This is a genomic window from Micromonospora sp. CNZ309 (assembly GCF_002846525.1).
This window is the reverse complement of record NZ_PJNG01000001.1, coordinates 120,280-143,018: the sequence shown is the minus strand read 5'-3', so window position 1 is coordinate 143,018 and position 22,739 is coordinate 120,280. Positions and strand designations below refer to the sequence as shown.

General features: G+C 73.9%; 21 protein-coding genes. 9 read left to right on the top strand and 12 right to left on the bottom strand.

Annotation, left to right across the window (positions count from 1 at the left end; all coding sequences use genetic code 11):
- Window positions 1-149: 149 nt before the first annotated feature.
- From CLT72_RS00665 to CLT72_RS00660, 3 genes are read right to left on the bottom strand one after another with little or no spacing between them, the layout of a single operon-like run.
- Window positions 150-614, bottom strand: coding sequence for a hypothetical protein (locus CLT72_RS00665; RefSeq protein ID WP_144082152.1), 465 nt, complete (start codon window positions 612-614; stop codon window positions 150-152).
- Between the two features lie 53 nt (window positions 615-667).
- On the bottom strand, window positions 668-886 hold the full coding sequence (locus CLT72_RS31455; RefSeq protein WP_144082151.1) for a hypothetical protein: 219 nt from the start codon (window positions 884-886) through the stop codon (window positions 668-670).
- Window positions 883-1,413: a sugar O-acetyltransferase gene (locus tag CLT72_RS00660; RefSeq protein ID WP_199184440.1), complete on the bottom strand. Its 531-nt coding sequence runs from the start codon at window positions 1,411-1,413 to the stop codon at window positions 883-885. The genes CLT72_RS31455 and CLT72_RS00660 overlap by 4 nt, the downstream gene beginning before the upstream one ends.
- Before the next feature lie 138 nt (window positions 1,414-1,551).
- Here CLT72_RS00660 and CLT72_RS00655 point away from each other — a divergent pair, with 138 nt between their 5' ends.
- Together CLT72_RS00655 and CLT72_RS00650 are read left to right on the top strand one after the other, a co-directional pair.
- Window positions 1,552-2,049 carry a YcxB family protein gene (locus tag CLT72_RS00655; protein ID WP_101409065.1) on the top strand — a complete coding sequence of 166 codons (498 nt, stop codon included), beginning with the start codon at window positions 1,552-1,554 and terminating at the stop codon, window positions 2,047-2,049.
- Window positions 2,050-2,240: 191 nt separating this feature from the next.
- Entirely contained in the window at window positions 2,241-3,332 is a 1,092-nt protein-coding gene (locus CLT72_RS00650; RefSeq protein WP_199184439.1) for a winged helix DNA-binding domain-containing protein, read from the top strand.
- Window positions 3,333-3,368: 36 nt separating this feature from the next.
- Here the strand turns inward: CLT72_RS00650 and CLT72_RS00645 are convergent, their stop codons facing one another.
- Window positions 3,369-4,409 carry an App1 family protein phosphatidate phosphatase gene (locus CLT72_RS00645; protein WP_101409063.1) on the bottom strand — a complete coding sequence of 347 codons (1,041 nt, stop codon included), beginning with the start codon at window positions 4,407-4,409 and terminating at the stop codon, window positions 3,369-3,371.
- A gap of 216 nt (window positions 4,410-4,625) precedes the next feature.
- Between CLT72_RS00645 and CLT72_RS00640 the strand changes: the two genes are divergently transcribed.
- From CLT72_RS00640 to CLT72_RS00625, 4 genes are all read left to right on the top strand, one after another.
- Window positions 4,626-6,245, top strand: coding sequence for a hypothetical protein (locus CLT72_RS00640; protein WP_101414850.1), 1,620 nt, complete (start codon window positions 4,626-4,628; stop codon window positions 6,243-6,245).
- Window positions 6,246-6,307: 62 nt separating this feature from the next.
- Window positions 6,308-7,105, top strand: a complete 798-nt coding sequence (yaaA, locus tag CLT72_RS00635; RefSeq protein ID WP_101409062.1) for a peroxide stress protein YaaA — start codon at window positions 6,308-6,310, stop codon at window positions 7,103-7,105.
- Window positions 7,106-7,207: 102 nt separating this feature from the next.
- Window positions 7,208-7,882, top strand: coding sequence for a hypothetical protein (locus CLT72_RS00630; protein WP_101409061.1), 675 nt, complete (start codon window positions 7,208-7,210; stop codon window positions 7,880-7,882).
- A 225-nt stretch (window positions 7,883-8,107) separates the two neighbouring features.
- On the top strand, window positions 8,108-9,028 hold the full coding sequence (locus tag CLT72_RS00625; RefSeq protein WP_250100658.1) for a TAXI family TRAP transporter solute-binding subunit: 921 nt from the start codon (window positions 8,108-8,110) through the stop codon (window positions 9,026-9,028).
- A gap of 57 nt (window positions 9,029-9,085) precedes the next feature.
- Here CLT72_RS00625 and CLT72_RS00620 read toward each other — a convergent pair whose 3' ends face one another.
- From CLT72_RS00620 to CLT72_RS00610, 3 genes are all read right to left on the bottom strand, one after another.
- The gene (locus tag CLT72_RS00620; RefSeq protein ID WP_101409059.1) at window positions 9,086-10,573 is read right to left on the bottom strand and encodes a sensor histidine kinase; all 1,488 of its coding nucleotides are present in this window, start codon (window positions 10,571-10,573) and stop codon (window positions 9,086-9,088) included.
- Between the two features lie 9 nt (window positions 10,574-10,582).
- Window positions 10,583-11,239, bottom strand: a complete 657-nt coding sequence (locus CLT72_RS00615; RefSeq protein WP_089001170.1) for a response regulator transcription factor — start codon at window positions 11,237-11,239, stop codon at window positions 10,583-10,585.
- Between the two features lie 188 nt (window positions 11,240-11,427).
- Entirely contained in the window at window positions 11,428-11,739 is a 312-nt protein-coding gene (locus CLT72_RS00610; RefSeq protein ID WP_101414849.1) for a hypothetical protein, read from the bottom strand.
- Window positions 11,740-11,854: 115 nt separating this feature from the next.
- On the opposite strand from CLT72_RS00610, the gene CLT72_RS00605 reads away from it, so the two are divergent.
- Together CLT72_RS00605 and CLT72_RS00600 are read left to right on the top strand one after the other, a co-directional pair.
- Window positions 11,855-12,193 carry a DUF952 domain-containing protein gene (locus tag CLT72_RS00605; protein ID WP_101409058.1) on the top strand — a complete coding sequence of 113 codons (339 nt, stop codon included), beginning with the start codon at window positions 11,855-11,857 and terminating at the stop codon, window positions 12,191-12,193.
- A gap of 159 nt (window positions 12,194-12,352) precedes the next feature.
- Window positions 12,353-12,895: an acyltransferase gene (locus tag CLT72_RS00600; RefSeq protein ID WP_089001172.1), complete on the top strand. Its 543-nt coding sequence runs from the start codon at window positions 12,353-12,355 to the stop codon at window positions 12,893-12,895.
- A gap of 55 nt (window positions 12,896-12,950) precedes the next feature.
- Here CLT72_RS00600 and CLT72_RS00595 read toward each other — a convergent pair whose 3' ends face one another.
- From CLT72_RS00595 to CLT72_RS00580, 4 genes are all read right to left on the bottom strand, one after another.
- Entirely contained in the window at window positions 12,951-14,696 is a 1,746-nt protein-coding gene (locus tag CLT72_RS00595; RefSeq protein ID WP_101414848.1) for a CDP-glycerol glycerophosphotransferase family protein, read from the bottom strand.
- Between the two features lie 187 nt (window positions 14,697-14,883).
- Window positions 14,884-16,167 carry a nucleotide sugar dehydrogenase gene (locus CLT72_RS00590; protein ID WP_101409057.1) on the bottom strand — a complete coding sequence of 428 codons (1,284 nt, stop codon included), beginning with the start codon at window positions 16,165-16,167 and terminating at the stop codon, window positions 14,884-14,886.
- 4 nt (window positions 16,168-16,171) lie between these two features.
- Entirely contained in the window at window positions 16,172-17,743 is a 1,572-nt protein-coding gene (locus CLT72_RS00585) for a glycosyltransferase family 2 protein (RefSeq protein ID WP_101409056.1), read from the bottom strand.
- Window positions 17,740-19,308: a glycosyltransferase family 4 protein gene (locus CLT72_RS00580; RefSeq protein WP_101414847.1), complete on the bottom strand. Its 1,569-nt coding sequence runs from the start codon at window positions 19,306-19,308 to the stop codon at window positions 17,740-17,742. The genes CLT72_RS00585 and CLT72_RS00580 overlap by 4 nt, the downstream gene beginning before the upstream one ends.
- A 286-nt stretch (window positions 19,309-19,594) precedes the next feature.
- Between CLT72_RS00580 and CLT72_RS00575 the strand changes: the two genes are divergently transcribed.
- Complete coding sequence (locus CLT72_RS00575; RefSeq protein WP_101409055.1) at window positions 19,595-20,872, top strand: hypothetical protein; 1,278 nt, start codon at window positions 19,595-19,597, stop codon at window positions 20,870-20,872.
- Window positions 20,873-20,887: 15 nt separating this feature from the next.
- Here the strand turns inward: CLT72_RS00575 and CLT72_RS00570 are convergent, their stop codons facing one another.
- Window positions 20,888-22,699: a DUF6311 domain-containing protein gene (locus tag CLT72_RS00570; protein ID WP_358166681.1), complete on the bottom strand. Its 1,812-nt coding sequence runs from the start codon at window positions 22,697-22,699 to the stop codon at window positions 20,888-20,890.
- Window positions 22,700-22,739 lie beyond the last annotated feature (40 nt).

Below are 22,739 nucleotides of genomic sequence, written 5' to 3'. Positions count from 1 at the left end.
TGACACTGACTGCCAGCCTCAGCCGCGCTGCGGGTGCCACCGCTCGGCGCCCCACTCTGGCTGGGCTACCGCCGAAACGGACGGTGGCCTGCCGGGTCACGCCAGCAGACCACCGTCGAACTACACCATCAAGGCCCTACGAAGAGGCGCTACAGAAGCCGCGCCACTGCGGGGACGGCGATAGCGAATGCGGACCAGATCAAGGCCAGCCACGAAAGATGCCGCATCCACGGCACCTTGGACTCCACCTCACCGCTCGACTCGCGTGAACCCCTACCGATCCGGTACTTCTCAATAGCGCCAGAGGCGCGCTTGGCGCTGGCGTTACCGAATAATCTACCGAGAACCGAGCCCTGGAAGGCATGGCAGGCAATTTCCTCAGAGCCCGCAAGCTTGATCACGAAACCGTTCTGCGTATCGATAGACCGAATCCGGCTCCACGGCACGGTGAACTCCGCTCCAGGGTTTACGACCAGCAGAGCTTCCCGCCTTGGCTTAACCAGGGAAAACATCGACGTCAGGGACACCAAATAGCAGATAATGGCGAAAAAGCTTGCGACACCGACAAGCTCACCCCAGTCATTGGCGGGGTTAAGACTGAACATGAGCATCATGAATACACACAGCAACCATAATGCCATGCCGCCCGTCCAGTTTAATCTGTTCCTCATCCGCTTCTCAATTTCTCACCAGATGTCAGCACCATTAGAACCGGCCCACATGCTGGCATTGCCGAGAAACCGGCATCTGTAGCACCCACATCCAGATTGTTGATCACGTGCCTGGTGCGAGCTGCGGCGTAGAGCAGCAGGTTGCCGTCGGCGTCGTACACGAAGGTGTTATCGCCGCTGGCGCCGCCAGTGAATCCGGTTTCAGACGCTTTCACTCGACGACGCTCGTCGCCGTCACCACGCTCAGCGGCGGCACGTCCTTCGCGACGACGGCTCCCGCGCCGACGACCGAGCCGCGCCCGATCGTCACGCCGGGGGTGATCGTGGCCGCGGCACCGATCCACACGTCATCCTCGACGACGATGGGCGCATGCGTGATGAAGTCATACCGTTCGTCGAGCTCGACCGGGTGTCCGGCCGTACTCAGGGTCACCCGGGGACCGATCATGACGCGGTCACCGATGGTGATTCCCCCGTAGTCGAGGAAGAAGCATCCCTGATTGATGAACACCCGCTCTCCGAACGACGCTCCAAGCCCGTAGTCGCAGTAGAACGGGGGCAGGACGGACAGCGAGTCGGGAATCGGCCTACCGAAGATCTCGGTCAGCACCGCCCGGCGCGCGTCGAGGTCGTCGAACGGCAGCGCGTTGAGGCGCGCGGTCAGGTTCATGACGAGCCGTACGCGCTCCGCGAAGGCTCGTGACTCGTGCGTCCGCGTCCGTAGGCGTTGCTCGTTGCGCACGAGGCGATGCTGACACAGCGGGTCAGCGACCCGGTGACGACCCCGGGCAGGAAACGCGTCACCGCTTGTTGTCGGTCGGATGCCGTCGGCGCTGGTCGGCGGACGGCTCGAGGCGGCATGGGGCACTATCGTTCTGGCGTGCACATCCGTTTCGACGTTCCCGCCGATCCCGCCTACCCGGGCCGCGTGGCCGCCGCACTCAGCAGCGTGCGGCTGCGCAAGTTCGGTTACATCGGCGCCGTGCTGGTGGCGGCCGGGGTGATCGGTTTCGCCGTCTCGCGGGGGTTCGCGTGGGGCGAGAAGATCTCGCCGCTGTCCCTGACGCTGGTCCTGGGCGGCCTGCTGTCGATGCTGTACTCGCCGTGGGTACGGCTACGCGCCCGGCGCCGCTCCGGTCGCTACGCCGCCGAGGGCGCCTACGACATCACCGACGACAACATCATGATGCGCAGCGGCTCGGAGTCCGGCGGCATCGCCTGGGACGGTGTGACCCAGGTGCGGGACACCCCCGAGTTCTGGATCGTGTACGTCGGCCGGATGCCGGCGACCGTGATCCCACGCCACATGATGTCCCGCGAGGACGCCGAGACGTTGCGCGCCCACATGGCCGAACGCGGGCTGCTCCAGCCTCGGTGAACCCGTCGGCCGCCGGCCTGCCAAGCCGCGCACCGATCAGCCGACCAGCTTCTCGAAGAGTTCGTTCGACGCAAGGAAGTCGGCGTCCTCGTCGCGCCAGGGACGCAGCAGCAGCCGGTCGCTCGCCATGGTGCGCACGCGACCCAATCCAGCCGGCCGCGTTTGTCGGGGTCCCTGCCTAGGGTGTGGGGGTGGTTGATCCGCATCAGGTGATGAAGTTCCGCGTTCAGGCGCAGCAGCTCGACCGGGTCGAGGGCACACTTGCAAGCACCGCGCTGCTCGACATCGGGGTGCAGGAGACCGGTCCGGACGGCGGCAGGTGGGCGCTGGCCGTTCGCGGGGTCGATGTGGCAGCGCTGTCCGTGGCGGATCTGATCCTGCTGTGGACCGCACGAGGCGCTCCCCACCTCTACCGTCGCGCCGACGCGGGGAGGGTGGCGGCCGCGGTCGAGCCGTTCTCCGACGCTGACGCGGGCAAGCGCGTCTACGATGCCGCCAAGCCGTTGAAGGCGGCTGGCATCGACATCCTGACCGCCCTCGATGAGGTGGCCGCCCAGATGCGGGACATCGTCACCGGGCCGATGGTCAAGGGGGATGTCTCCGGGCGCCTGGCCGAGGTGATGCCCGAGCCGTATCTGCGGTCGTGTCGGCCGTGCGACGCTACCCACCTCTTTGAGATGCCGTTCCGGTTGGCCGCCGTACGGGCCGGGCTGGAGCTGCGACTCGACACGTCGCCGCCGGTCCTGCAGCGCATAGCGGGGTTCGAGAAGGCCGCCACCTCGGGCGACAGGTTCGACCTCATCCGCGCGTACCTTCGTCTGCTCGGCCCGGCCACCCCCCGACACGTGGCCGACTACCTCGATGCCCCGGTCAAGGAGGTGAAGGCACGCTGGCCCGAGGACGTGATCGAGGTGTCGGTCGGTGGCGAGGCACGCTCGCTCCTGGCCGCAGACGAACAGGCGCTGGAATCGGCCGACACCAACGGTACCCGGCTGCTCGGCCCGTTCGACCTGTTCCTCCAGGCCAAAGACCGGGCAACGCTGGTGCCGGACCCGGCCCGCGCCAAAGAGCTGTGGCCGGTGCTGGGCCGCCCCGGCGCCGTCCTGGTCGACGGCGCACTGGTCGGCACCTGGCGTCCCCGCAAGTCCGGCAGGACGTTGAAGGTCACCGTCCAGCCGTGGCAGAAGCTGCCCGCCACCACGCGCGACAACGTCGTCGAACAGGCTGAACGCCTCGCCGCCTACCGGGCCGTCTCCCTCGGCGGCGTCGAATTCAAGGCCTGACCCCGACCAGACAGACCGGCCCGGCCAGCCTCACAGTCAGACCAGGCCGGCGTCGCGTAGGAGCTTCCACAGGCCAGCCCCGTCGGGCGCGGAGAGCCACTTCTGCCCCACCGGCCCCGCCGACGTCTCGCCGGCGGGGGTGGGCAGGCTACCGGCCAGCACCGCCTGGGTGGGCGAGAGCCGGCGGATGCCCACGCCGGCCACGTTCTGCGGGTGGGCGGCGGCGAACTCGCGGTAGATCTCCGGGTCGTGCTGCCCGTCGTCGCCGACCAGCAGCCACTTGACGTCGGGGAACTCCCGGGCCAGCCGGGCCAGGGTGACCCGCTTGTGCTCCCGCCCGCTGCGGAACCAGCGGTCGGCGGTCGGCCCCCAGTCGGTCAGCAGCAGCGGCCCGGCCGGGTAGAGGTGTCGGGACAGGAACCGGGTCAGCGTCGGCGCCACGTTCCAGGCGCCGGTGGAGAGGTAGAAGACCGGGGCGCCGGGGTGCGCGGTGACCAGCCGCTCGTAGAGCACCGCCATGCCGGGCACGGCGTTGCGGGCGTGCTCGTCGAGGACGAACGTGTTCCAGGCGGCGAGCAGCGGTCGGGGCAGCGCAGTGACCATGACCGTGTCGTCGATGTCGGAGAGGATGCCGAAGCGCACCTCCGGGTCGAGGATGCGCACCGGCGCCTCCACCGGCTCGGCGTCCGGCAGGCTGATCCGCACCGAGCCCCAGCCGGGCGGCAGGTCCGCCTCGACCACGGCGTCGACGAAGCCGCTGCGGTCGGCGCGCGCCTCGTGCCGTTCTCCGCCGGCCTCGATGGTGACCGTGACGTGCTTGGCCGGCAGCGTGGTGAAGCTGCGCCACCCGCGTACCTTCTCCAGCCGGCCGCGCTGGCGGGTGTCCGGCCGGCCCAGCAGCACCCGGCACATCACCCGCACCCAGCCGGGCGCGCCGTAGCCGGTGTACGCGATGACGTTCGTGCGCCAGCCGGTGCGCCGCAGCCGGCGTTCGACCAGCGAGTGCACGGCGTCCTCGATCCGCGCGGCCCGGTGCAGGTTCGGTACGGCCAACTGGCCGGCGGGAGTGGGTGGCACGTCAGCAACCCTGCCACAACCCGGCCGCCTCGGCCACGCGAGGCGATCTTCCCCGGCCACCGCAGACCTCGACGTCACCCCCGCCACAGTCCCGTCGCCGGCGGCCCTGAAGGCCGACGCCGCGCCCGCGCAGATCGTCCGCGCTGCGCCGATCCGCCCCGCCCGGGCCCGGCGGCGTGAAACACTCCGGTCGGGACGACGACGGGGGCGTTGGTCGTGTCGCAACCAGTGCGCAAGCGTGGGCGGTGGCGCCCGCAGCTCGACCGGCCGGCGCTCGTCGCGCTCCTGTTCGGGCTGGCCGGGGTCGGCTACCGGCTGGTCCTGACCCTGTTCACGGTGCCCGTCTCCAACAGCGACGAGGCGACGTTCGGGTTGGCCGCGCTGCACATCGCGCAGGGTCGGGAGCTGCCGGTCTTCCTCTACGGGCAGCGCTACATGGGGATGCTGGAGTCCTACCTGGCGGCGCCGCTGATCGCGGTGGCCGGACCGAGCTGGCCGCTGCTGCGGCTGCCGCTGCTGGTGCTCTACGCCCTCTTCCTGTGGCTGATCCACCGGCTGACCCGGCGGATCTGCTCGCCCTGGTTCGCCGCCGGGATCGTCGGCCTGCTGGCGCTCGGCGGGGAACGGGTGGTGCGCGACCAGCTGACCGTGGTCGGCGGCCGTCCCGAGGTCAAGGTCGCGGTGCCGCTGATGCTGCTGATCGCGGTGGGGCTCGCCCGGGGCACGGTGCGGCACCGCCGGCTGGCCGTCGGGCTCTTCGGCCTGCTCGCCGGGGTGGCCGCCTGGTCGGACTGGCTGATCCTGCCGTATCTGGCGGTGGCCGCGCTGGCACTGCTCTGGGTGGCCCGCCGGGAGCTGCTCGGCCTGGCCGGGGTGCTGCTGCTGGCCGGGTTCGCCGTCGGGATCGCGCCGATGATCCGGGACAACCTCCTCGCCCCGCCCGGCGAGGACTCGCTGTCGGTGTTCCGCGAGATCAGCACCAAGGCCGGGCCGACGCCGCCGTGGTCGCGGCGGCTCGACGGCGGGCTGCTGGAGGGGGTACCGCTCGCCGCCGGCCTCTGCCCGGTGGACGGCTGCGCCCGCTGGCAGGGGTGGTTCGGGCTGATCTATCCCGTACTGCTGGTGGTCGCCGCCGCGCTCGCCGTCGTCGCGTACCGCCGGGCCGCGGGCGCCCCGCGCGGCGAGCGGGTCGGCCCGGTGGTGCACCTCGCGCTGGTCGCCGGCGCGGCGCTGACCCTGCTGTCGTACGTGCGCAGCCCGCTCGCCGCCACCAGTCCCCTGGACAACGCCCGCTACCTGTCGGTGCTCCAGCTCTCCCTGCCGGCGGTGCTCTGGCCGCTCTGGGTGGCGGCGGTCGCCTGCTGGCGGGGCACCGTCGGGGCGCTCGGCCGGCTGGCCGGGGCGCTCGCCACCGCCGTGCTCGCCGCGCTGACCGCGACCACGCTGGTGGTCACCGTGCTGTTCGCCGTCGCCGGTGTCGGGGCGTCCCGGGTCGAGGAGCGGCAGGCCCGCGAGCTGGCCGACCGGCTGCGCGCGGGCGGCCCCCACGAGGTGTACGGGGACTACTGGACCTGCAACCGGCTGATCTTCAACTCGGCCGAGTCGGTGGTGTGCGGGGTGCTCGACGGCGACCTCACCCCCGGGCAGAACCGCTACCCGGCGTACTGGCGGCAGGTGGGGCGGGCCGACCGGCCCGGGTACGCGCTGGAGGCCGGATCGGCGGCGGAGCGGCGCCTGCGCGGGCTGCTGGGCGACGGGGCCGACGCCGCGCTCGTCGCCGAGGTCGGCGGGTATCGCGTGTACCACCCGCAGACGCCGGTACGGCCGTGGCGGTAGGGCCGGCCCGTACGCTGGCCGCACCGGCGCGCGGATGCCGTGCCGAGCCGAGGAGTCCACCGATGCTCATCCTGCTGCCGCCCTCCGAGGGGAAGGCCGACGCCGGCACCGGCCGGCGGCTGGACCTCGCCCGGCTCTCCCTGCCGGAGCTGACCGGTGCGCGGGAGGAGGTGCTGACGGCCCTGGTGGCGCTCAGCGCCGACGGCGACGAGGAGGCGGCCCGGGCGGCGCTGGGGCTCAGCGAGGGCCAGCGCGGTGAGTTGCGCCGCAACGCGCGGCTGCGGGCGGCGGCCACCGCGCCCGCCGCCCGCGTCTACACGGGGGTGCTCTACGAGGCGCTCGACCTCGCCTCGCTGCCGGCGACCGCGCAGCGGGCGGCGCGCCGGTCGGTGCTGATCAGCTCGGGCCTCTGGGGGGCGGTACGCCTCACCGACCGGATCCCGCCCTACCGGTGCCCGGTCGGGGCGAGGCTGCCGGGGATCGGTGCCCTGTCGGCGTACTGGCGGCGGGCGCTCGCACCGGCGATGGCCGCGGCGGCCGCCGACGGGCCCGTGCTCGACCTGCGCTCCGGCGCGTACGCGGCCACCTGGGCGCCCCGGGGCGAGGTGGCCGAGCGCACGGTGACCGTCCGGGTGCTGCACGAGCGGGAGGTCGACGGGGTGCCCGTCCGCTCGGTGGTGAGCCACTTCAACAAGGCGACCAAGGGCCGGCTGGTCCGCGACCTGCTGACCGCCAACGCCCGGCCGCGTACGGTCGGCGGGCTGCTGAGCGCGTTGCGCGACCTGAAGTATCCGGTGCTGGAGCAGCCCGGCGTGGCCGGCCGGCCACGCCAGGTCGACGTGGTCGTCACGGAGTTGTAGGACAGCCGCAAGATTTCCTCAAGGCTGGGGCCGATCGGTTTCCCCCTCGGCGTCGACGGGCCACGGTAGGAGGACCCCCGACGCCGACAAGGAGTGCCTGAGTTGGCTCCCGAACAGATCCTGCTCGACCGGCCGCGCCTGCCCTCGACCCCGCCGCCGCTGGACTGGTCGACCCTGGCCGACGCGTTCGAGGCCGCCTGCCTGCTGCGCTGCACGCCCCCGCCGGCCGTCGCCGGCACCCGCCGGACGGTGCCGGAGCACCGTCCCCCGTCGGTGGAGTTCAACCGGGCGGAGGCGGCGCACCGGATGAGGCAGTTGCTCGGCCGGCTGGACGTCCCCATCGCGCACGAGGTGACCGTCGGCGGGCTGCGCCGCCGCTTCGAACTGCACCGGCTCTCCGTGCCGCTGGAGCACCGGCCGGCGTACGCCCGGACGTTGGAGGCCGGCTGGCGGCAGGGCCGGCGCGAACTGCTGGGCGGGCCGGTTCCGGGCGCGTCGACCGTACGGCGGGCGTGGCGGCCCCGGCTGGCCGCAGCGGCCTGGCGGGCCGCCCTGCTCGCCGGGGGACGCCACGTCCGCCGGCACATCCTCGGCATCCGGATCACCGACCGGGAGTTGGCCGCCATCCTGGTACGCGGTGCCGCCCTGCTGGACGTGCCGGCGCTGCTGCGTCCCGGCACCGGGTGCTACCTGGTCTGCGTCGCGGACGGCCCGGACCGCGAGCGGATCCTGCACAGCACGGCCCTGGATCCCGCCCACGTGCGCGAGCGGTCATGACGGCCGGATGAGCACGCCCGGGGTGGTGTCCGGCGTCGGCGAGCCGCCCGACGGGGTCGCCCCGGCCCCGGTCGCGTACCGCAGCGGGCTGACCATCGTCACGGACGCGCCACCGGTGCCCTAGCCCGACGGATGGGCGGCGGGTTGCGGCGGCGGCCCGTACGGCGCAGAGTGCAGCCCGTGAGTCGCACCCGGTCCCGCCGTGTCCGCCCGCGCCCCGTCCGTATGCCGGCACTGCTGGCGTTGCTGCTGCTGGTGACGTCGCCCGGCCTGACCGGGTGTCAGGACGCCCCCGACGCGCCGGTGCGGATCCGGATCGCGACCGGCAGCCCGACGGCGGTCTACCACGCCTTCGGGCAGTCGCTGGCCACCGTCCTCAACCGGGAACTGCCGGGCGTGCAGGCCAGCGTGGTGGTCACCGCCGCCTCGGCGGAGAACGTCCGGCTGGTCGGCTCCGGCGAGGCCGAGCTGGGTTTCACCCAGGCCGACGTGCTGCCGGCGGCGCCGGCGGCGCACCCCTCCGTGGTCGCGGTCGCCCGGGTCTACGACGACCTGCTGCACCTGGTCACCACCGCCGGCGGGCCCGTCCGCACCCTGGCCGACCTGCGCGGCCGGCGGGTGTCCGTGGGCGCGCCCGGCTCCGGCACCGAGATCACCGCCATCCGGCTGCTGGAGGTGGCGCGCCTGGGCGGCGACCGGGTACGCCAGGAGCGGCTCGGCCTCGACGACTCGGTGGCGGCGCTGCGGGCCGGCACGATCGACGCGTTCTTCTTCTCCGGCGGGCTGCCGGTCCGGGCGGTGGAGCAGCTCACGGACGACAGCGCGACCCGGATCGTCGACCTCGGCGAGTGGACGGGGCCGCTGCGCGCGAGCAACCCGGAGGTCTACGTGTCCCGGGACATCCCCCGCTCGGTGTACGGGACGGACCCGGTGACCACGGTGGCCAACCCGAACTTCCTGATCGTCCGGGCCGACCTGCCGACGCCGCTGATCCGGGAGGTGACCCGGCTGCTGATGGAACGCCGCCAGGAGTTGGCCGCCGCGCACCCGGCCGCCGGCCGGATGAGCCCCCGGTCGGCCATCGCCACCGCCCCGCTGCCGCTGCATCCCGGCGCCGCCGACTGGTACCGCAACGCCAAGCCCTGACCCGCCACCTGGCGTCGCTGTCGACCCGCCCGGGGCGGCGCGACGGGGCCGACGGCCTCAGCGCTCGGCCGCCCCCGCCGGGAGCGGGTCGGCGTCGTCGTCGCGGGCCGGCGCGGCGGGAGCACCGGACACGGTGTCGGCGGGAGCGGCGTCCCCGCGCGCGGGGTCAGCGGGGGTGTCGGGGGCGGGGAACCAGAGGCCCGCGACCAGCCCCCGTGGCTCGCCGCCACGCATGGTCAGCCGCCCGTCCGAGGCGTCGACCAGCACGGCGACGATGGTGAGGCCCAGCCCGGCCCCGTCGACGTTCTGCACCTCCGGGGCCCGCCAGAACCGCTCGGTCGCCTGGCCGAGCTGGCTCGCCGTCATGCCCGGCCCGGTGTCGCGGACCTCCAACGCGGTGCCGTCGCCGTCGTGCCGGACGGTCACCGTCACCTCGCCACCGGCGTCGCTGAACTTCACCGCGTTGTCGATCAACGCGTCCAGGGCCTGGTCGATGGCGGTCGGCACGGTGCGCGCGTACGCCGGGGCGTCCTCGGCCACCAGCCGCAGGGCGATGCGGCGGTGCCGGGCCAGCGGGTCCCAGGCGGCGACCCGGGACGCGGCGACGGCCGCCGCGTCGACGGTGACCCGCTGGTTCTCCCGCCGTTCGGCGCGGGCCAGGGTCAGCAGCGCGTCCAGCACGAGCGCCAGCCGGTCGGTCTCCTCCAGGGCCAGTTGGTGCTCGGCGCGCCCGTCGGCGTCGGTCAGGCTCGGCCCCAGTTCCTCCACCCGCAGCCGCAGTGCGGTCAGCGGGTTGCGCAGTTGGTGGCTGGCGTGCGCGACGAACGCCCGCTGCCGGTCCATCACGTCGGAGACGACGTCGGCCATGTGGTTGAAGCTGGCCGCCAGGCGGCGCAGTTCCGGCGGGCCGAGCCGGTGCTGCACCCGCGCGCCCCGGTCCCCCTCGGCGATCTCGTGGGTGACCGCGTCCAGCTCGGTGACCGGGCGCAGCACCCATCCGGCCAGCCCGAACGCGGTCAGCACGCAGGCCAGCACGGCGAGCAGCCCCGTGCCGGCCAGCGCCAGCCACCACACCGTCACGGCGCGCCGGACCGCGTCTGCGGGCGTGGTGATGACCACCGCCCCGAGCACCTCGCCGCCGTCGTTGATCGGCACCGCCACCACGATCGGCCCGTCGACCCAGGGCCAGACCGACTCCGGCCCGCTGGCCTGCTGGCCGGAGAGCGCGGTGTCCAGCGCCTCGTGGGAGCCGGGGGCCGGCTGCCAGCTCTCCGAGGCCGCCACCGTCCGGCGGTCCCGGTCGACCACCGCCGCGCCGATGCCGTACAGGGCGTCGTAGCTGCGCAGCTCGTTGTCGAGCGGGCCGGGGGTGCCGCCCCGCAGCGCCGGCCCGGCCAGCGAGGCGAACCGGGTGGCGTCGGCGAGCCGGTCGGCGCGTACCCGGTCGGTCTCCCGGGTCGCCAGGGTTATCGCCAGCGGGGTCTCCAGCGCGATCAGCACCAGCACCATGAGCAGCAGGTAGCTGATCACCAGTCGACGTCGCACGGCGTCACCTCACTCGCCGCGCAGCCGGTAGCCGACCCCGCGTACGGTCTCCACCAGGCCGGGGTCGCCCAGCTTGCCGCGCAGCGACCCGACGTGCACCTCGACCGTGTGCCCGTCGCCCCAGGTGGTGCCCCAGGCGTCGAGCAGGATCCGGTCCCGGGCGACCGCCACCCCGGGCTGCCGGGCGAGAGAGAGCAGGACGTCGAACTCCTTGCGGGTCAGCGCCACCGCCCGGCCCTCGACGGTGACCGTACGGGCGGCGACGTCGACGCGTACGGGCCCCACCTCGATCAGGTTGCGCTCCGGCACGGCGTGCGCCGCCCGGCGCAGCACCGCCTCGATGCGCGCCTGGAGCTCGGTCATGGAGAAGGGCTTGACCACGTAGTCGTCCGCGCCGAGCCGCAACCCGAGCACCCGGTCCCGTTCCTCGCCCCGGGCGGTGACCGCGATGATGCCGAGCTGGCTGCTGCGCCGCCGCAGCTCCCGGCACAGGTCGGTGCCGTCTCCGTCGGGCAGGGTCAGGTCCAGCAGCACGAGGTCGCAGGGGGCCGCGCAGAGGGCGGCGGCGACGGTCGCGGCGTGCTCCACCTCGTACCCCCGGCGGGTGAGGGCGGCGGAGAGCGCGGCGGCCACCCGGCGGTCGTCCTCGACCAGCAGGATGCGCACCCGGGGCCCCCATTCGTCGGTCTGTCGACCCGAATGGTGGCAGAGGTACGCCCGCGACGGGAGAGCCGGCCCCGCCCGCACCGCTCCAGGGCCGCGCCGGGTGAGCGAGCAGGGCGGGCCGGGCCGCGCCGGGCGGGGTGGCCGGCGGTGGGCCGGGTGGGGTGGCCGGCGGTGGGCCGGCCGGCAGGTCAGAGGCCGAAGACCTCGTCGGCCGTGGCGTCGCGGACCCCGTCGACGAAGCCCCGGAAGCCGGGGTCGTCGTGGCTGGCGGGCACGCTGGTGACGAGCTCGCCGGTGGCCTGGGTGACCGCGTCGACCAGGGGCGGATAGTCGATCTCGGCGTCCGCGAGGGTGTCGTCGTCGGCCTGGCCGAGGTTGATCACGTGCTGCACGTCCTCGGTCGGCGTGTCCGGGTCGGCGGCCCACTCGCCGCCGGCCCGGTGGCACTCGTCGTACAGCGCCCGCTGGCTGTCGGTCCAGTCCTCGTCGTAGCTCTCCATCGCCATCCCTCCGCGACCCGCTGCCCCGAGCATGCCCGTCGGCGGCGGCCACCCGGGGCGGTACCGGGAAACCGGGACGGCCGCGGGCGGTACCGGCCGCGCGTAGGCTGCCCGGGTGATCTACAAGCTGCTCACCACCTCCGAGTGGGACGACGCGCTGGCCGCGGGCCACTTCGAGGGTACGGCGGCGGACCGGCAGTCCGGGTTCGTCCACCTCTCCGGCGCCGACCAGGTGGTCGAGACCGCCCGGCGGCACTACGCCGGCGCCACCGGGCTGACCCTGCTGACCGTCGACCCGGACCGGCTGGGCGCCGCGCTGCGCTGGGAGCCGTCGCGCGACGGCGCGCTCTTCCCGCACCTGTACGGCCCGCTGCCGGTGCCCGCCGTCGTGGCCGCCGACGCGCTGCCCGCCGACCGGCCGGCCGCCGACGCGGTGGCGGCGCTGCTCGGCTGAGGGGTCGCTATGCTACGCCGAGTCCGCTCCCCCGGCCTCGCCTGCGCGCCCCGGGGCGGGTGTGGCAGAACCGATCCGCGCGATCGACGCCCGCCCGGCGTACGCCGACGTGGATCACCGACGGCGCGACGCCGCGCCCCGAGCCATGCGAGTTGAAGGATGACTGACAGCAGTTCCCTGTCCCCCTCCGTCTTCGTCCACCCGACGGCCGACGTCGAGGAGGGTGCCCGCGTCGGCGACGGCACGAAGGTCTGGCACCTGGCCCACGTCCGGTCCTCGGCGCAGGTCGGCGCCGGGTGCGTCATCGGCCGCAACGTGTACGTCGACGCCGGCGTCACGGTCGGCGACCTGGTGAAGATCCAGAACAACGTCTCGGTCTACCAGGGCGTCACCATCGAGGACGAGGTCTTCGTGGGCCCGTGCGCCGTCTTCACCAACGACTTCCGGCCCCGGGCGCAGAACCCGGACTGGACGATCACCCCGACCCTGGTCCGCCGGGGCGCGTCGATCGGCGCCAACGCCACCCTCGTCTGCGGCATCGAGGTCGGCGAGTACGCGATGATCGCCGCCGGGTCCGTGGTGACCCGGGACGTGGCGCCGTACCAGCTCGTGGCCGGCAACCCGGCGCGCCCGAAGGGCTGGGTCGACGAGCGCGGCGAGGTCGTCTCGCGGGACGTGGACAACCCGCCGCAGCGGGGCTGAACGGACGCGGGGGCGGGGTCCGGCACCGGCCGGACCCCGCCCCCGCGTCGACGCGTCAGCCGCAGAGGCGGTCGACCTCCGCCCGGAACCGGTCCATCGGGTTCGGCTCGTCCGGGCCCAGCAGGTACGTCTTCAGCTCCCGGCGGGCCTCGGTCATCGGGTCGTCACCGGCCCGGGTCACCGCGACGATCTTCGCCAGCTCGCCGCAGTCCGCCCCGAGCAGGTACGCGGCCCGCGCCGTCGGGTACCGGCGGCGGAACTCGTCCTCGGGCAGCCCGGCCGGGTTCGCCACGACGTACGGCCGCTGGCTCTGCATGAAGTCCGAGACCACACTGGAGATGTCGCTGACCAGCAGGTCGGTCTGGTTGAAGCAGTCGAACAGCCCGGGCGCCCGGCCGGTGACCACGAGGTGCGCCCGACCGGTCAGCGAGGTCGCGTCGGTCTGCCCGCCGGCGGAGCGGATCCGCCGGACGATCCGGTCGTTGACCGACCGGGCCTTGGCCGACCGGCTGCCGGTGAGCGGGTGCGGCTTGTAGATCACCCGCACCCCGGGGGTGGCGATCAGGCCGGCGACGATCCGCTCGCCCATCAGCACCACGGAGGTGTGGTAGATCTCCTCCTCCAGCCAGCCCTCCCACGTCGGGGCGTACAGCACGGTGAACGGCCGGCCGGTGGCCGCCGAGCCGAAGGTGTGCACGCCGGCGAGCTGCGGCCGGCCGATCTCGACGATGTCGCGGTCGAGCACGCCGACGCCGCTGAGGGCGTACCGTTCCCGCCCCGCCGGGCCGGCCACCCAGACCTCGTCGTACACCTTGCTGTAGGGGTTGACGCTGGCCTGCTTGTCGCTGTCGCCGTGGCCCACGAAGACGTGCTTCACGCCGGGCTCGCGCAGCAGGTGGATGTTGGCGCCCACGTTCGCCACGTAGAGGGCGGCCCGGAGGCTGCCCAGTTCGAGGTTCATGAAGTCGGTGCCGGCGGGTACGCAGACGACCGGCAGGCGGGTGTCCGCCAGCGCCCGGAACGCCTCCTCCTGGCGCATCAGCACCACCGCCCGGCGGCCCGTCGCCTCGACCGGGGCGAGCCACATGTTGGCCTGGTAGACGTCCTTGACCGGGCCGGCGAAGTAGAGGGCGAGGTCCGGCTGCTCCCGAGCGAGCCAGCTCTGCACGACCGGCAGCGCCGAGGTGGCCCGGCCCCGCCCGCGCAGCCACGTCAGCGCGAGCACGGCGGCGACCAGCGCCCCCGCCACCAGCGTCACCGCCGCGGTGAGCACCACCGGCGCCACCTCGTCGGCCAGCACCGCGACCACGGCGGCCGGCACCAGCAGCAGGTTCAGCAGGGGCAGCCGCTCCCCCTCGACGGCGACGGCCCAGGCCGGCGGTCGGGGCGCCCCGGAGGACCGCCCGAGGTCGATGTTGCGGACGAAGGCGACGGCGCCGGCGCCCCGCTCGCCGAGGCGCGCCAGCACCCCCGTGCCGAGGGCGAGCGCCAGCAGCACCGCGGGCAGCAGCAGGACCAGGACCAGCGCCGTCGGGCCGGGACGCAGCGTCGTCACGATCAGCAGGACGACCGCCAGGTCCCGGGCCAGGTGCCGGTGGAGCTGCCCGATGCCGGCCTTCTCCAGCAGTTCCCCGCCGGCCGGCCGACGCAGCAGGGTGAGTTCGCCACCGATGGCGGCCAGGCCGGCGAGCGCGAAGGGGATCACCCAGCCGAGGGCCCCGGCCAGCACCATGACGGCGTACGACAGCAGCAGCGCGCCGATGAGGCCGGCGTCCGGCTGCCTGCGCAGTTTGCTGAACAAGGACACTCTCCCCTATCGATCACCGGCGAATCCGGGCAGGTGCGACCTTAACGTGGCATGTCCTTCGAGTATTGCCGGGGTGTCGCGTGGCCCACCGGCGGGTGGCGCGCCGGCCCACGGCGGCACCACGTTCGACGCGACGGGGCCCCGGCCGTTGTCGACCGGGGCCCCGTGACGCGACGGCGGATCAGCCGCCGATGACCACCCGCCGTACGCCCGCCCAGCGGGCCGGGTCGGTGACCCGGCGGCCGTCGACCAGGACGGTCACGCCGGGCAGGTCGGACGGGCTGAGGGTGCGGTACTCCGCGTGGTCGGCCTGCACCACGGCCGCGCCGAGGGACTCGCCGGCGTACGGCGGCAGGCCGTGCGCGGTGAGCTCCTCGGCGGTGTACATCGGGTCCGAGACGTACGGCCGGGCGCCCCGCTGCCGCAGCGCCTCCACGGTCGGGAAGACACCGGAGAAGGCGGTCTCCTTGACCCCGCCCCGGTAGGCGGCGCCCAGCACCAGCACCCCGACGTCGGTCAGGTCGCCGTACGCGGCGGCGAGCAGGTCGACCGCGTACTCCGGCATGGCCGCGTTGGCCTCGCGGGCGGAGCGGACGACGGTGGCCGCCGGGTCGTTCCACAGGTACATGCGGGGGTAGATCGGGATGCAGTGCCCGCCGACCGCGATGCCCGGCTGGTGGATGTGGCTGTACGGCTGGGTGTTGCACGCCGCGATGACCTTCGTGACGTCCACGCCGACGGTGTCGGCGAAGCGGGCGAACTGGTTGGCCAGCCCGATGTTGACGTCCCGGTAGGTCGTCTCGGCCAGCTTGGCCAGCTCGGACGCCTCGGCGGAGCCGAGGTCCCACACGCCGTTGGGCTGCTCCAGGTCGGGCCGCTCGTCGAAGTCCAGCACCGCCTCGTAGAAGCGCACGCCGTGCGCCGCCGACGCCTCGTCGATGCCGCCGACCAGCTTCGGGTAGCGGCGCAGGTCGGCGAAGACCCGGCCGGTGAGCACCCGCTCCGGGCTGAACACCAGGTGGAAGTCCTTGCCAGCGGTGAGCCCGGAGCCCTGCTCGAGCATCGGCGCCCAGCGGTTGCGGGTGGTGCCGACCGGCAGGGTGGTCTCGTAGCTGACGAGGGTGCCCGGCTTCAGGCCGGCGGCGATGGCGCGGGTCGCGTCGTCCATCCAGCCGAAGTCCGGCACGCCCTCGGCGTCCACGAAGAGCGGCACGACCACCACGACCGCCTCCGACTCGGCGACCGCGGCGGCGGTGTCGGTGGTGGCGCTCAGCAGCCCGGCGGCCACCGTCTCCTTGAGCTTGACGTCCAGGTCGGTCTCGCCCGGGAAGGGCACGGCCCCGTCGTTGACCAGCCCGACGACCCGCTCCGAGACGTCGGCACCGATCACCCGGTGGCCCTTGGTGGCGAACTGCACGGCGAGCGGCAGGCCGATCTTCCCCAGCGCGACGACGCAGATGTTCATGGAACTAGTTTCCTCCTAGTGGAAGCCTGCGCCGCAGGCGGGCCACCACCCGGCGCAGCGTCACCGGCGAGACGGCGATCACCAGGTGGCCCTTGTGGTTCGTGGTCGTGGTGAACACGTACAGCTGTCCGCCGTGCCGGTGGAGCACCCGCTGCCGGACCGGCGGACGTGGCCCGCGCAGCGGGGTGGAACCGCTCTCCCCGGCCGCCACGGCGGTGGCCCGGACGGTCCGGGTCCGCCCTCCCGGCGGGAGGCCGGCGAGCAGGTCGACGGCCCGGAACGTGACCCGGACGGTGGTCCCCAGCGGGTCCTCCGTCAGGCCGGTGACCGTGCCGGCGGCCGAACCCACCTTGAAGGTGAGCCCGCCGTCGGCGAGCTCGGCGAGCTCCGGCCAGGGGCTGCGCGCGACGACCGTCAACGTCCTCTCCCCGCCCCGGTCGGGGGACCAGGTCGCGGAGACCGCCTCCAGCCGGGCGAGCCACTTGGGGTCGGACCGGCTGACCTCGAACCACTCCTCGGACAGGGCGGATCGGGGGTCGCCGAAGCCAGGGTACAGGGCGTACCAGCGCTCGTCCTGCACCACCGTGGGCGGCAGGCCCTCCTCGACGTCCTGCCTGATCACCGCGCGCAGGTCGGCGAGCGACCCGAGCCAGGCGGCGCCGATGCGGACCCGGGCGGTGACGCCCAGCCGGTCCCGGATGGAGTCCGTGAGGTGCTTGCGGGCCAGGTTGGCCACGCCCGCGCGGACCTGCTCCTGGACGTCGGGCTCCAGCGTGAGGAAGTCGTCCTGGAGCAGCTTGGCGATCTCCCAGGTGAAGTGGCGGTACAGGATCGCGTCGCGCCGCTCACCGGGCTCGATCAGCTCCGCCACCACGTCGACGATGCGCTCGACACCGCGCAGCCGCGCCAGGTGGTTGCTGCGGTAGGTGATGTTGCCGGCGTTGAGCCGCTTGACCGCGTAGTAGTAGTCGTAGTCGGCGAGCACCGAGATGCGCCCGGCCCGCAGGCAGGCCTCCAGGGTGAAGGGCTGGTCGCTGCCGACCGGCATGTCCTCCGGGAAACGCAGCCCGTGCTTCTCGATCAGGTCGCGCCGGAACAGCTTGGTGTTCGACAGGGCGAACGGCAACGCGGAGGCGAAGAGGTCCACCTCGTCGCGGGTGCTCTCGAAGATCGCCTGGTGGACGTAGCGCTCGTTGACCCCGACCATCCGGCCGAGCAGCACGTCGGAGCCCCACTCGTCGGCGGCGGCCACCATCCGGGCCAGCGCCTCCGGCCCGAGGTGGTCGTCGGCGCCGATGAACAGGACGTACCGGCCGGTGGCGTGCTCCAGCGCCCGGTTGCTGGGGGCTGCGGGGCCGCCCGAGTTGGCCTGGTGCAGCACCTTCACGGTGCCCGGGTACGCCGCCGCGAAGCGGTCCAGCTCGGCGCCGCTGCCGTCGGTGGAGCCGTCGTCGACCGCGACGACCTCCAACCGGTCCAGCCCGATGGTCTGCTCGACCAGGGAGGTCAGGCACCGGGTCAGGTCCGGCATCGTGTTGTAGACGGCCGTCACCACCGTCACGTCGGGCGTGGTCACGCGCCGACCCGCAGGGCTGGCGGCTCGGCGCCCGGGTTGGTGTCGTCACCGCCGGCGCCGCGACCGGCGGGCAGCAGCCGGGAGTAGACCCCGTCCAACACCCGCGCCTGCGCCTCCCACGTCCACGACTCCAACAACCCCGGACGCTCGTACGCCTCCCGGTAACGCCCCGGATCCGCCAACACACCCCGCACCACCCGCACGAAGTCCCCCACATCCTCCGCCCGGAACACCTCACCCTGACCCGTCGACCGCACCGTCTCCGCCATCGTCCGCACATCACTGACCACCAACGGCAACCGCGCATGCGAATACTCGAAGAACTTCGTGATCAACGCGATCTCATGATTCGGCCAATGATGAATCGGAATGACCCCCACCGAAGCCCCCGACAAGAACGGCACCACCTGATGATGCGGCACGTACGACAACACGTGCACCCGCCCCGCCACACCCAACTCCCCCGCCCGCACCACCAACCCCTTCACGTACGCGGAGTCGGGCTTGTTGACCACGAAGGCGACGTGCGCGTCGGGCAGCTGCGGCAGCGCCTCGACCATGACGTCGAGGCCCCGCCGCGCGGCGGCCACGCCGCTGTAGACCAGCAGCGGCACGTCCGGCCCGATCCCGCACAGCTCGCGGATGTCCGGGGCCGGCTCGTCGCCGGGGCCGGGCAGCTCGGCCAGCGCGGGGGCGTTGAGCACCACCTCGGGGCGTTCGGCCAGGCGGTGCTCCTGCTGCAACAGGTCGGCCAGCCCGCCGGAGACGGTCATCGCCGCGTCGGCGTACGGCACGAACTCCCGCTCGTGCGCCATGTTGCCGGGCAGCCAGCGGACGTTGTCGCGCCACGCCTGCACGCCGGGCAGGTACTCGTGGGCGTCCCAGACGACCGCGATCCGGCGGCCCTGGGCGGCGGCGCGCAGCTTGGCCCGGGCGGCCACGCCGAGCATCCGGAAGTCGTTGGCGTGGATCAGGTCCGGCCGCAGTTCGTCGACCGTCGGGCCGTAGGCCAGCTCGTAGTCCCACAGCCCCGGCTCCAGCCGCCGCCAGGCGCCGTCGCCCTGCACGGTCTGCCAGAACTTCGTGTACGCCCGGTCCAGCGGGCCGTCGAGCTTCTTCCGGCCCTGCCGGGACCGGGTGAGCTGCCAGTGGCGCAACGAGACCCAGCGACGGGCCACCCCGGCGGCCAACTCCTCGGCGCGCAGCGCGTGCCACCGCAGCGGTGACGGGCGGGCACCACCGTCGCGGGCGGCCACCGTCAGCGCCGCCCGCCGGAAGGTCAGGTCCGCCCGCCAGGCCTTCATCGCTTGGCTGCGGTGCGCGGCGATGCCGGTGGGCGGGTACGCCAGCGGCCAGCGCAGCCAGCCACGACGGAACTCGTGCCGGCGCTTGGCCAGCGGCTCGAGCATCGGCAGCAGGCGCACCTCGGCGTCGCCGAGCCGCCAGCTCTGGGAGCGCCCGGCGGCTGTGCGGCCGAGCAGGACGACCTCCCAGCCGGCGTCGGCGGCCGAGCGGGCGGCCTTCTGGACCCGGGAGTCACCGTTGACCCCGTTGTCGACCAGCATGACAACACGCCCCCGGGCGCCGGCGCCGCCGTTCAGCCCCATCGTCTGCTTCTCCGCCTCTGCCCGGTGCCGTCCGGCCGGGTCACCCGGCCCGGATCCCGAGCGATTGTACGAGACCGCCGGCCGGCGACCCCGCACCTTGGATGTGGGAAAGCGCGGGTCGGCATCGCCTCCGCGCGCCCCGGAGCGTACCCTCCCCGCTGTCCGTCCCGGCGCCGACCGCGTCGTTGCGCGCCCCGCGCGAGGAAACTGTCAGCCGGATACGTTCCGCCGGAAGTAGGGCGAGATGTCGACCAACCAAACATTCGGTGCCGCACCGGCGGACGGTCGGCCGACCGCGCCCGACGTCCGCCGGGCCCGCGTCCGGCTGGTGCTCGGCCTGCTCGCCGCCGCCGCGCTCGGCAGCCTGCTGTGGTGGGGCCGCTGGGAGACCGCGCCGCAGCACGCCTACCCGGACACGTACTGGTACGCCCGGCAGGCCGCCACCATGACCGGCACGCCCTCCGCCGAGGCGGACCGGTTCGCCGCCCGGCTGGTCTGCCGCAAGGGCATGCCGAGTCCGCGCCGGGGTGTCTCCTGCGTCGCCGGGACCCGGCAGTGGGCGGCCGACATGCCCCCGCGCTACCAGCGGATCTTCACCACCCGACCCGGCTACTCGTTGATGACGGCGCCGTTCGTGCTGGTCTTCGGGGAGCGGGGGATGGTGCTGGCCACCGCCGCGCTCGCCGTATTGGCCGGCGTGTTGGCGGCCCTGGCGGTGCGGCTGCTCGGCGGGGGCCTGGTCAGCTCGCTCGCGGCCACCGCGCTGCTCTTCCTGCTGCCCACCGGCTTCTGGCTGAGCCGGCTGCTGGCCGAGGCCGGCGCGACGGCGTTCGCCCTGGCCGCGCTCTGCGCCGCCGTACCCCTGCTCCGGCCGGGCGGGACGGCGCGCGGCCGGCTGCTGCTCGGTGGCGCGGTGCTGGCCGGGCTGCTCGGCTCGACCGTCACCCGGCCGGCCACCGGCCTGCTGCTGTCGGCGGCGCTGACGGCGGTGTTCGCCGCGCTGACCCTGCTCCGCCGCCGCCGGGCCGGCTGGGAGCCGGGGCTGGTCGTGTTCACCGCCGCGTGCGGCGTGGCCACGGCGGTCTGGCTCGGCCTCAGCGCCGCGCTGGACATCCCCGGCGCCGCCGAGACGCTTCAGGACAAGTTCACCGTGCACTTCACCCGGCCGGACGTACCCGACCCGTGGCCGCGCCTGGTGGAGCTGAACCGGGACTTCTGGCCCGCCCAGCTCAACGCCTGGTGGAACGGGGGCGCGCCGCTGGCCGCCTCGCCGTTCCTCGCCCTGCTGCTGGTCGGCTTCGCCGCCCTGTTCCGGGCGCTGCCCGGGCGGGCCGCGCTGCTCTTCGCCACGACCGGAGCGACCGGCCTGCTCACGCTGGTGGCCCACCCGAAGGAGTCCGAGGCCGACCGGCTGGTCCTGGTCATCTGGCTGCCGGTGGTGGTGGGCCTCGCCATGCTGCTGGCCAGACCCGCCCGGCCCGCCCGGGACCCCGCCGGCGAGGAGGGGCAGCCCCCGGGGTAGGAACCGCCCGGGCGGTCAGCGGGTCAGCGGGCGGACGTCCCAGAGCCAGACGTCGTCGACGCGCCGGCCCGGGCCGAAGCAGGCGTCCAGCGTCGCACGGAGCGCCTCGGCGCGGGGATGCCGGGGCAGCACCACGGCGTCCGCCCGCCAGTGCCGGACGTCCCGCTCCGCCTGCGCGCGTTCCTCCGGGGTGATGGTGACGGGCGCCGGGCGTTTCCCGTTGGCCACCTCGGTCAGCAGGGCCGCGGTGGGCCGGGGGTCCACCCCCCACCGGCCGGTGTCGTCGGTGGGCGAGGTCGGCCCGAGGAAGTAGCCCTGCGGTACGGCGAAGCCGGCGCCCCCGGCGGCGCCCCATCGCACCGAGGTCATGTTCTCCACCGGCACCGGCACGAGCGTCCGCCCGGGCGCCACGTGGTCGCGCCACCCGCCGGCCGTGACGAACCGGGGCACCTCCGGGCGTCCCACGGCCGGCAGCGGGGTCGGCAGCAGCGGCACCAGGGCCGCGGTCAGCGCCACCGCGACCAGCGGCCGGAGCGGTACGACGCCCACCCGGGCCGGGATCCGACCGGAGAGCAGCCGGTCCACCACGATCGCGACGAGCACCCCGAGCGCGGCCGTGGTGATCAGCGCGAAGCGGGCCACCACCATCGCGTCGACCACCGGCAGGCCGTTCAACAGGCGGAACGGGCCGGGAACCCCGGGGCCACGGACCGCCCAGTTGATCGTGTTGCCCAGCGAGAAGAGCGCGGCCAGCACCGCCGTGAAGCCCAGCACCCGGACCAGGTGCTCCCGGCGCAGCCAGGCCACCGCGGCGACCGCCAGCAGCACGAGCGGCCAACCGTAGAAGCTGGCCTCCTCGGTCACGTTGGCGGCCAGCCGGCGGTCACCCTGCGGGCCACCGGCCAGCGATTCCGTCGCGTAGCTGAAGTAGGAGGCGAGCCGCAGCGCGTACTTGTCCGGATCCGTGGGGTGGCCGCTGCGGTGCTGCGGGCCGAGGAACTGCATCCAGAGCGGGTACGCCGTCACCAGCAGGATCAGCGCGCCGGCCACCCCCAGCACGGCCAGCGCCCGGGGGGCCGCCGCCAACGCCGCCCGGGGTCGGAACAGCACGTGCCCCAGCAGCGCCATCGCGCAGGCCAGGGCGAGGATGAAGAGGATCTCGACGCTGACGAAGAACTGCGCGGAGACCAGGGCGCCGAGGATGAGCCCGTCGCGCAGCGGACGCCCGCCCCGGGTCAGCCGGGCCACCCGCCACACGATGAAGGGGATCAGCCACTGCGCGGTTATGTGCGGGTGACCGTTGCTGTGCGAGACCAGAGCCGGCGCGAAGGCGCAGCAGGCGGCGCCGACCAGCGCCGCCGCCCGGTTGCCGACCACGTGCCGGGAGAGCACCCAGTACCAGGCGAGGCCGGTGCCGGCCAGGTTGAGGGTCATCAGCACCAGGTAGGACAGCGCGGCGCCACCGAGCAGGGTCACGGGCGCGAGCAGCACGCCCGGCAGTTGGATGCCGACGTTGGTCATCAGGTTCACGCCGTCGGGCGCGTTCTGCAACCGGGTGAAGAAGGGGTTCTCCAGGTTGGCCACCGCGTGCGCCGCGTGCGCCAGCATCCACTCGTTGAAGTCCTGGTCCGCCGGCTGCGCGCCGAGCACCCGGCCGTGCACGTCCCGCCAGCCCCGGCCGGTCACCCAGAGCGCGCCGGCGAGGAGGACGAGCACGGCGACGAGATCCGGCCGACGTCGGCGCGGCTCCCGGGGCGGAGCAGCCGGCGCGCGCTCCTCGGCGGCGTCGGTGGACATGGCGGTAGCCGGGGGTTGCGCTGCGGTCACGGTGCCCGATCCTACTCATGGCGGCATGCTCCACAGTGCC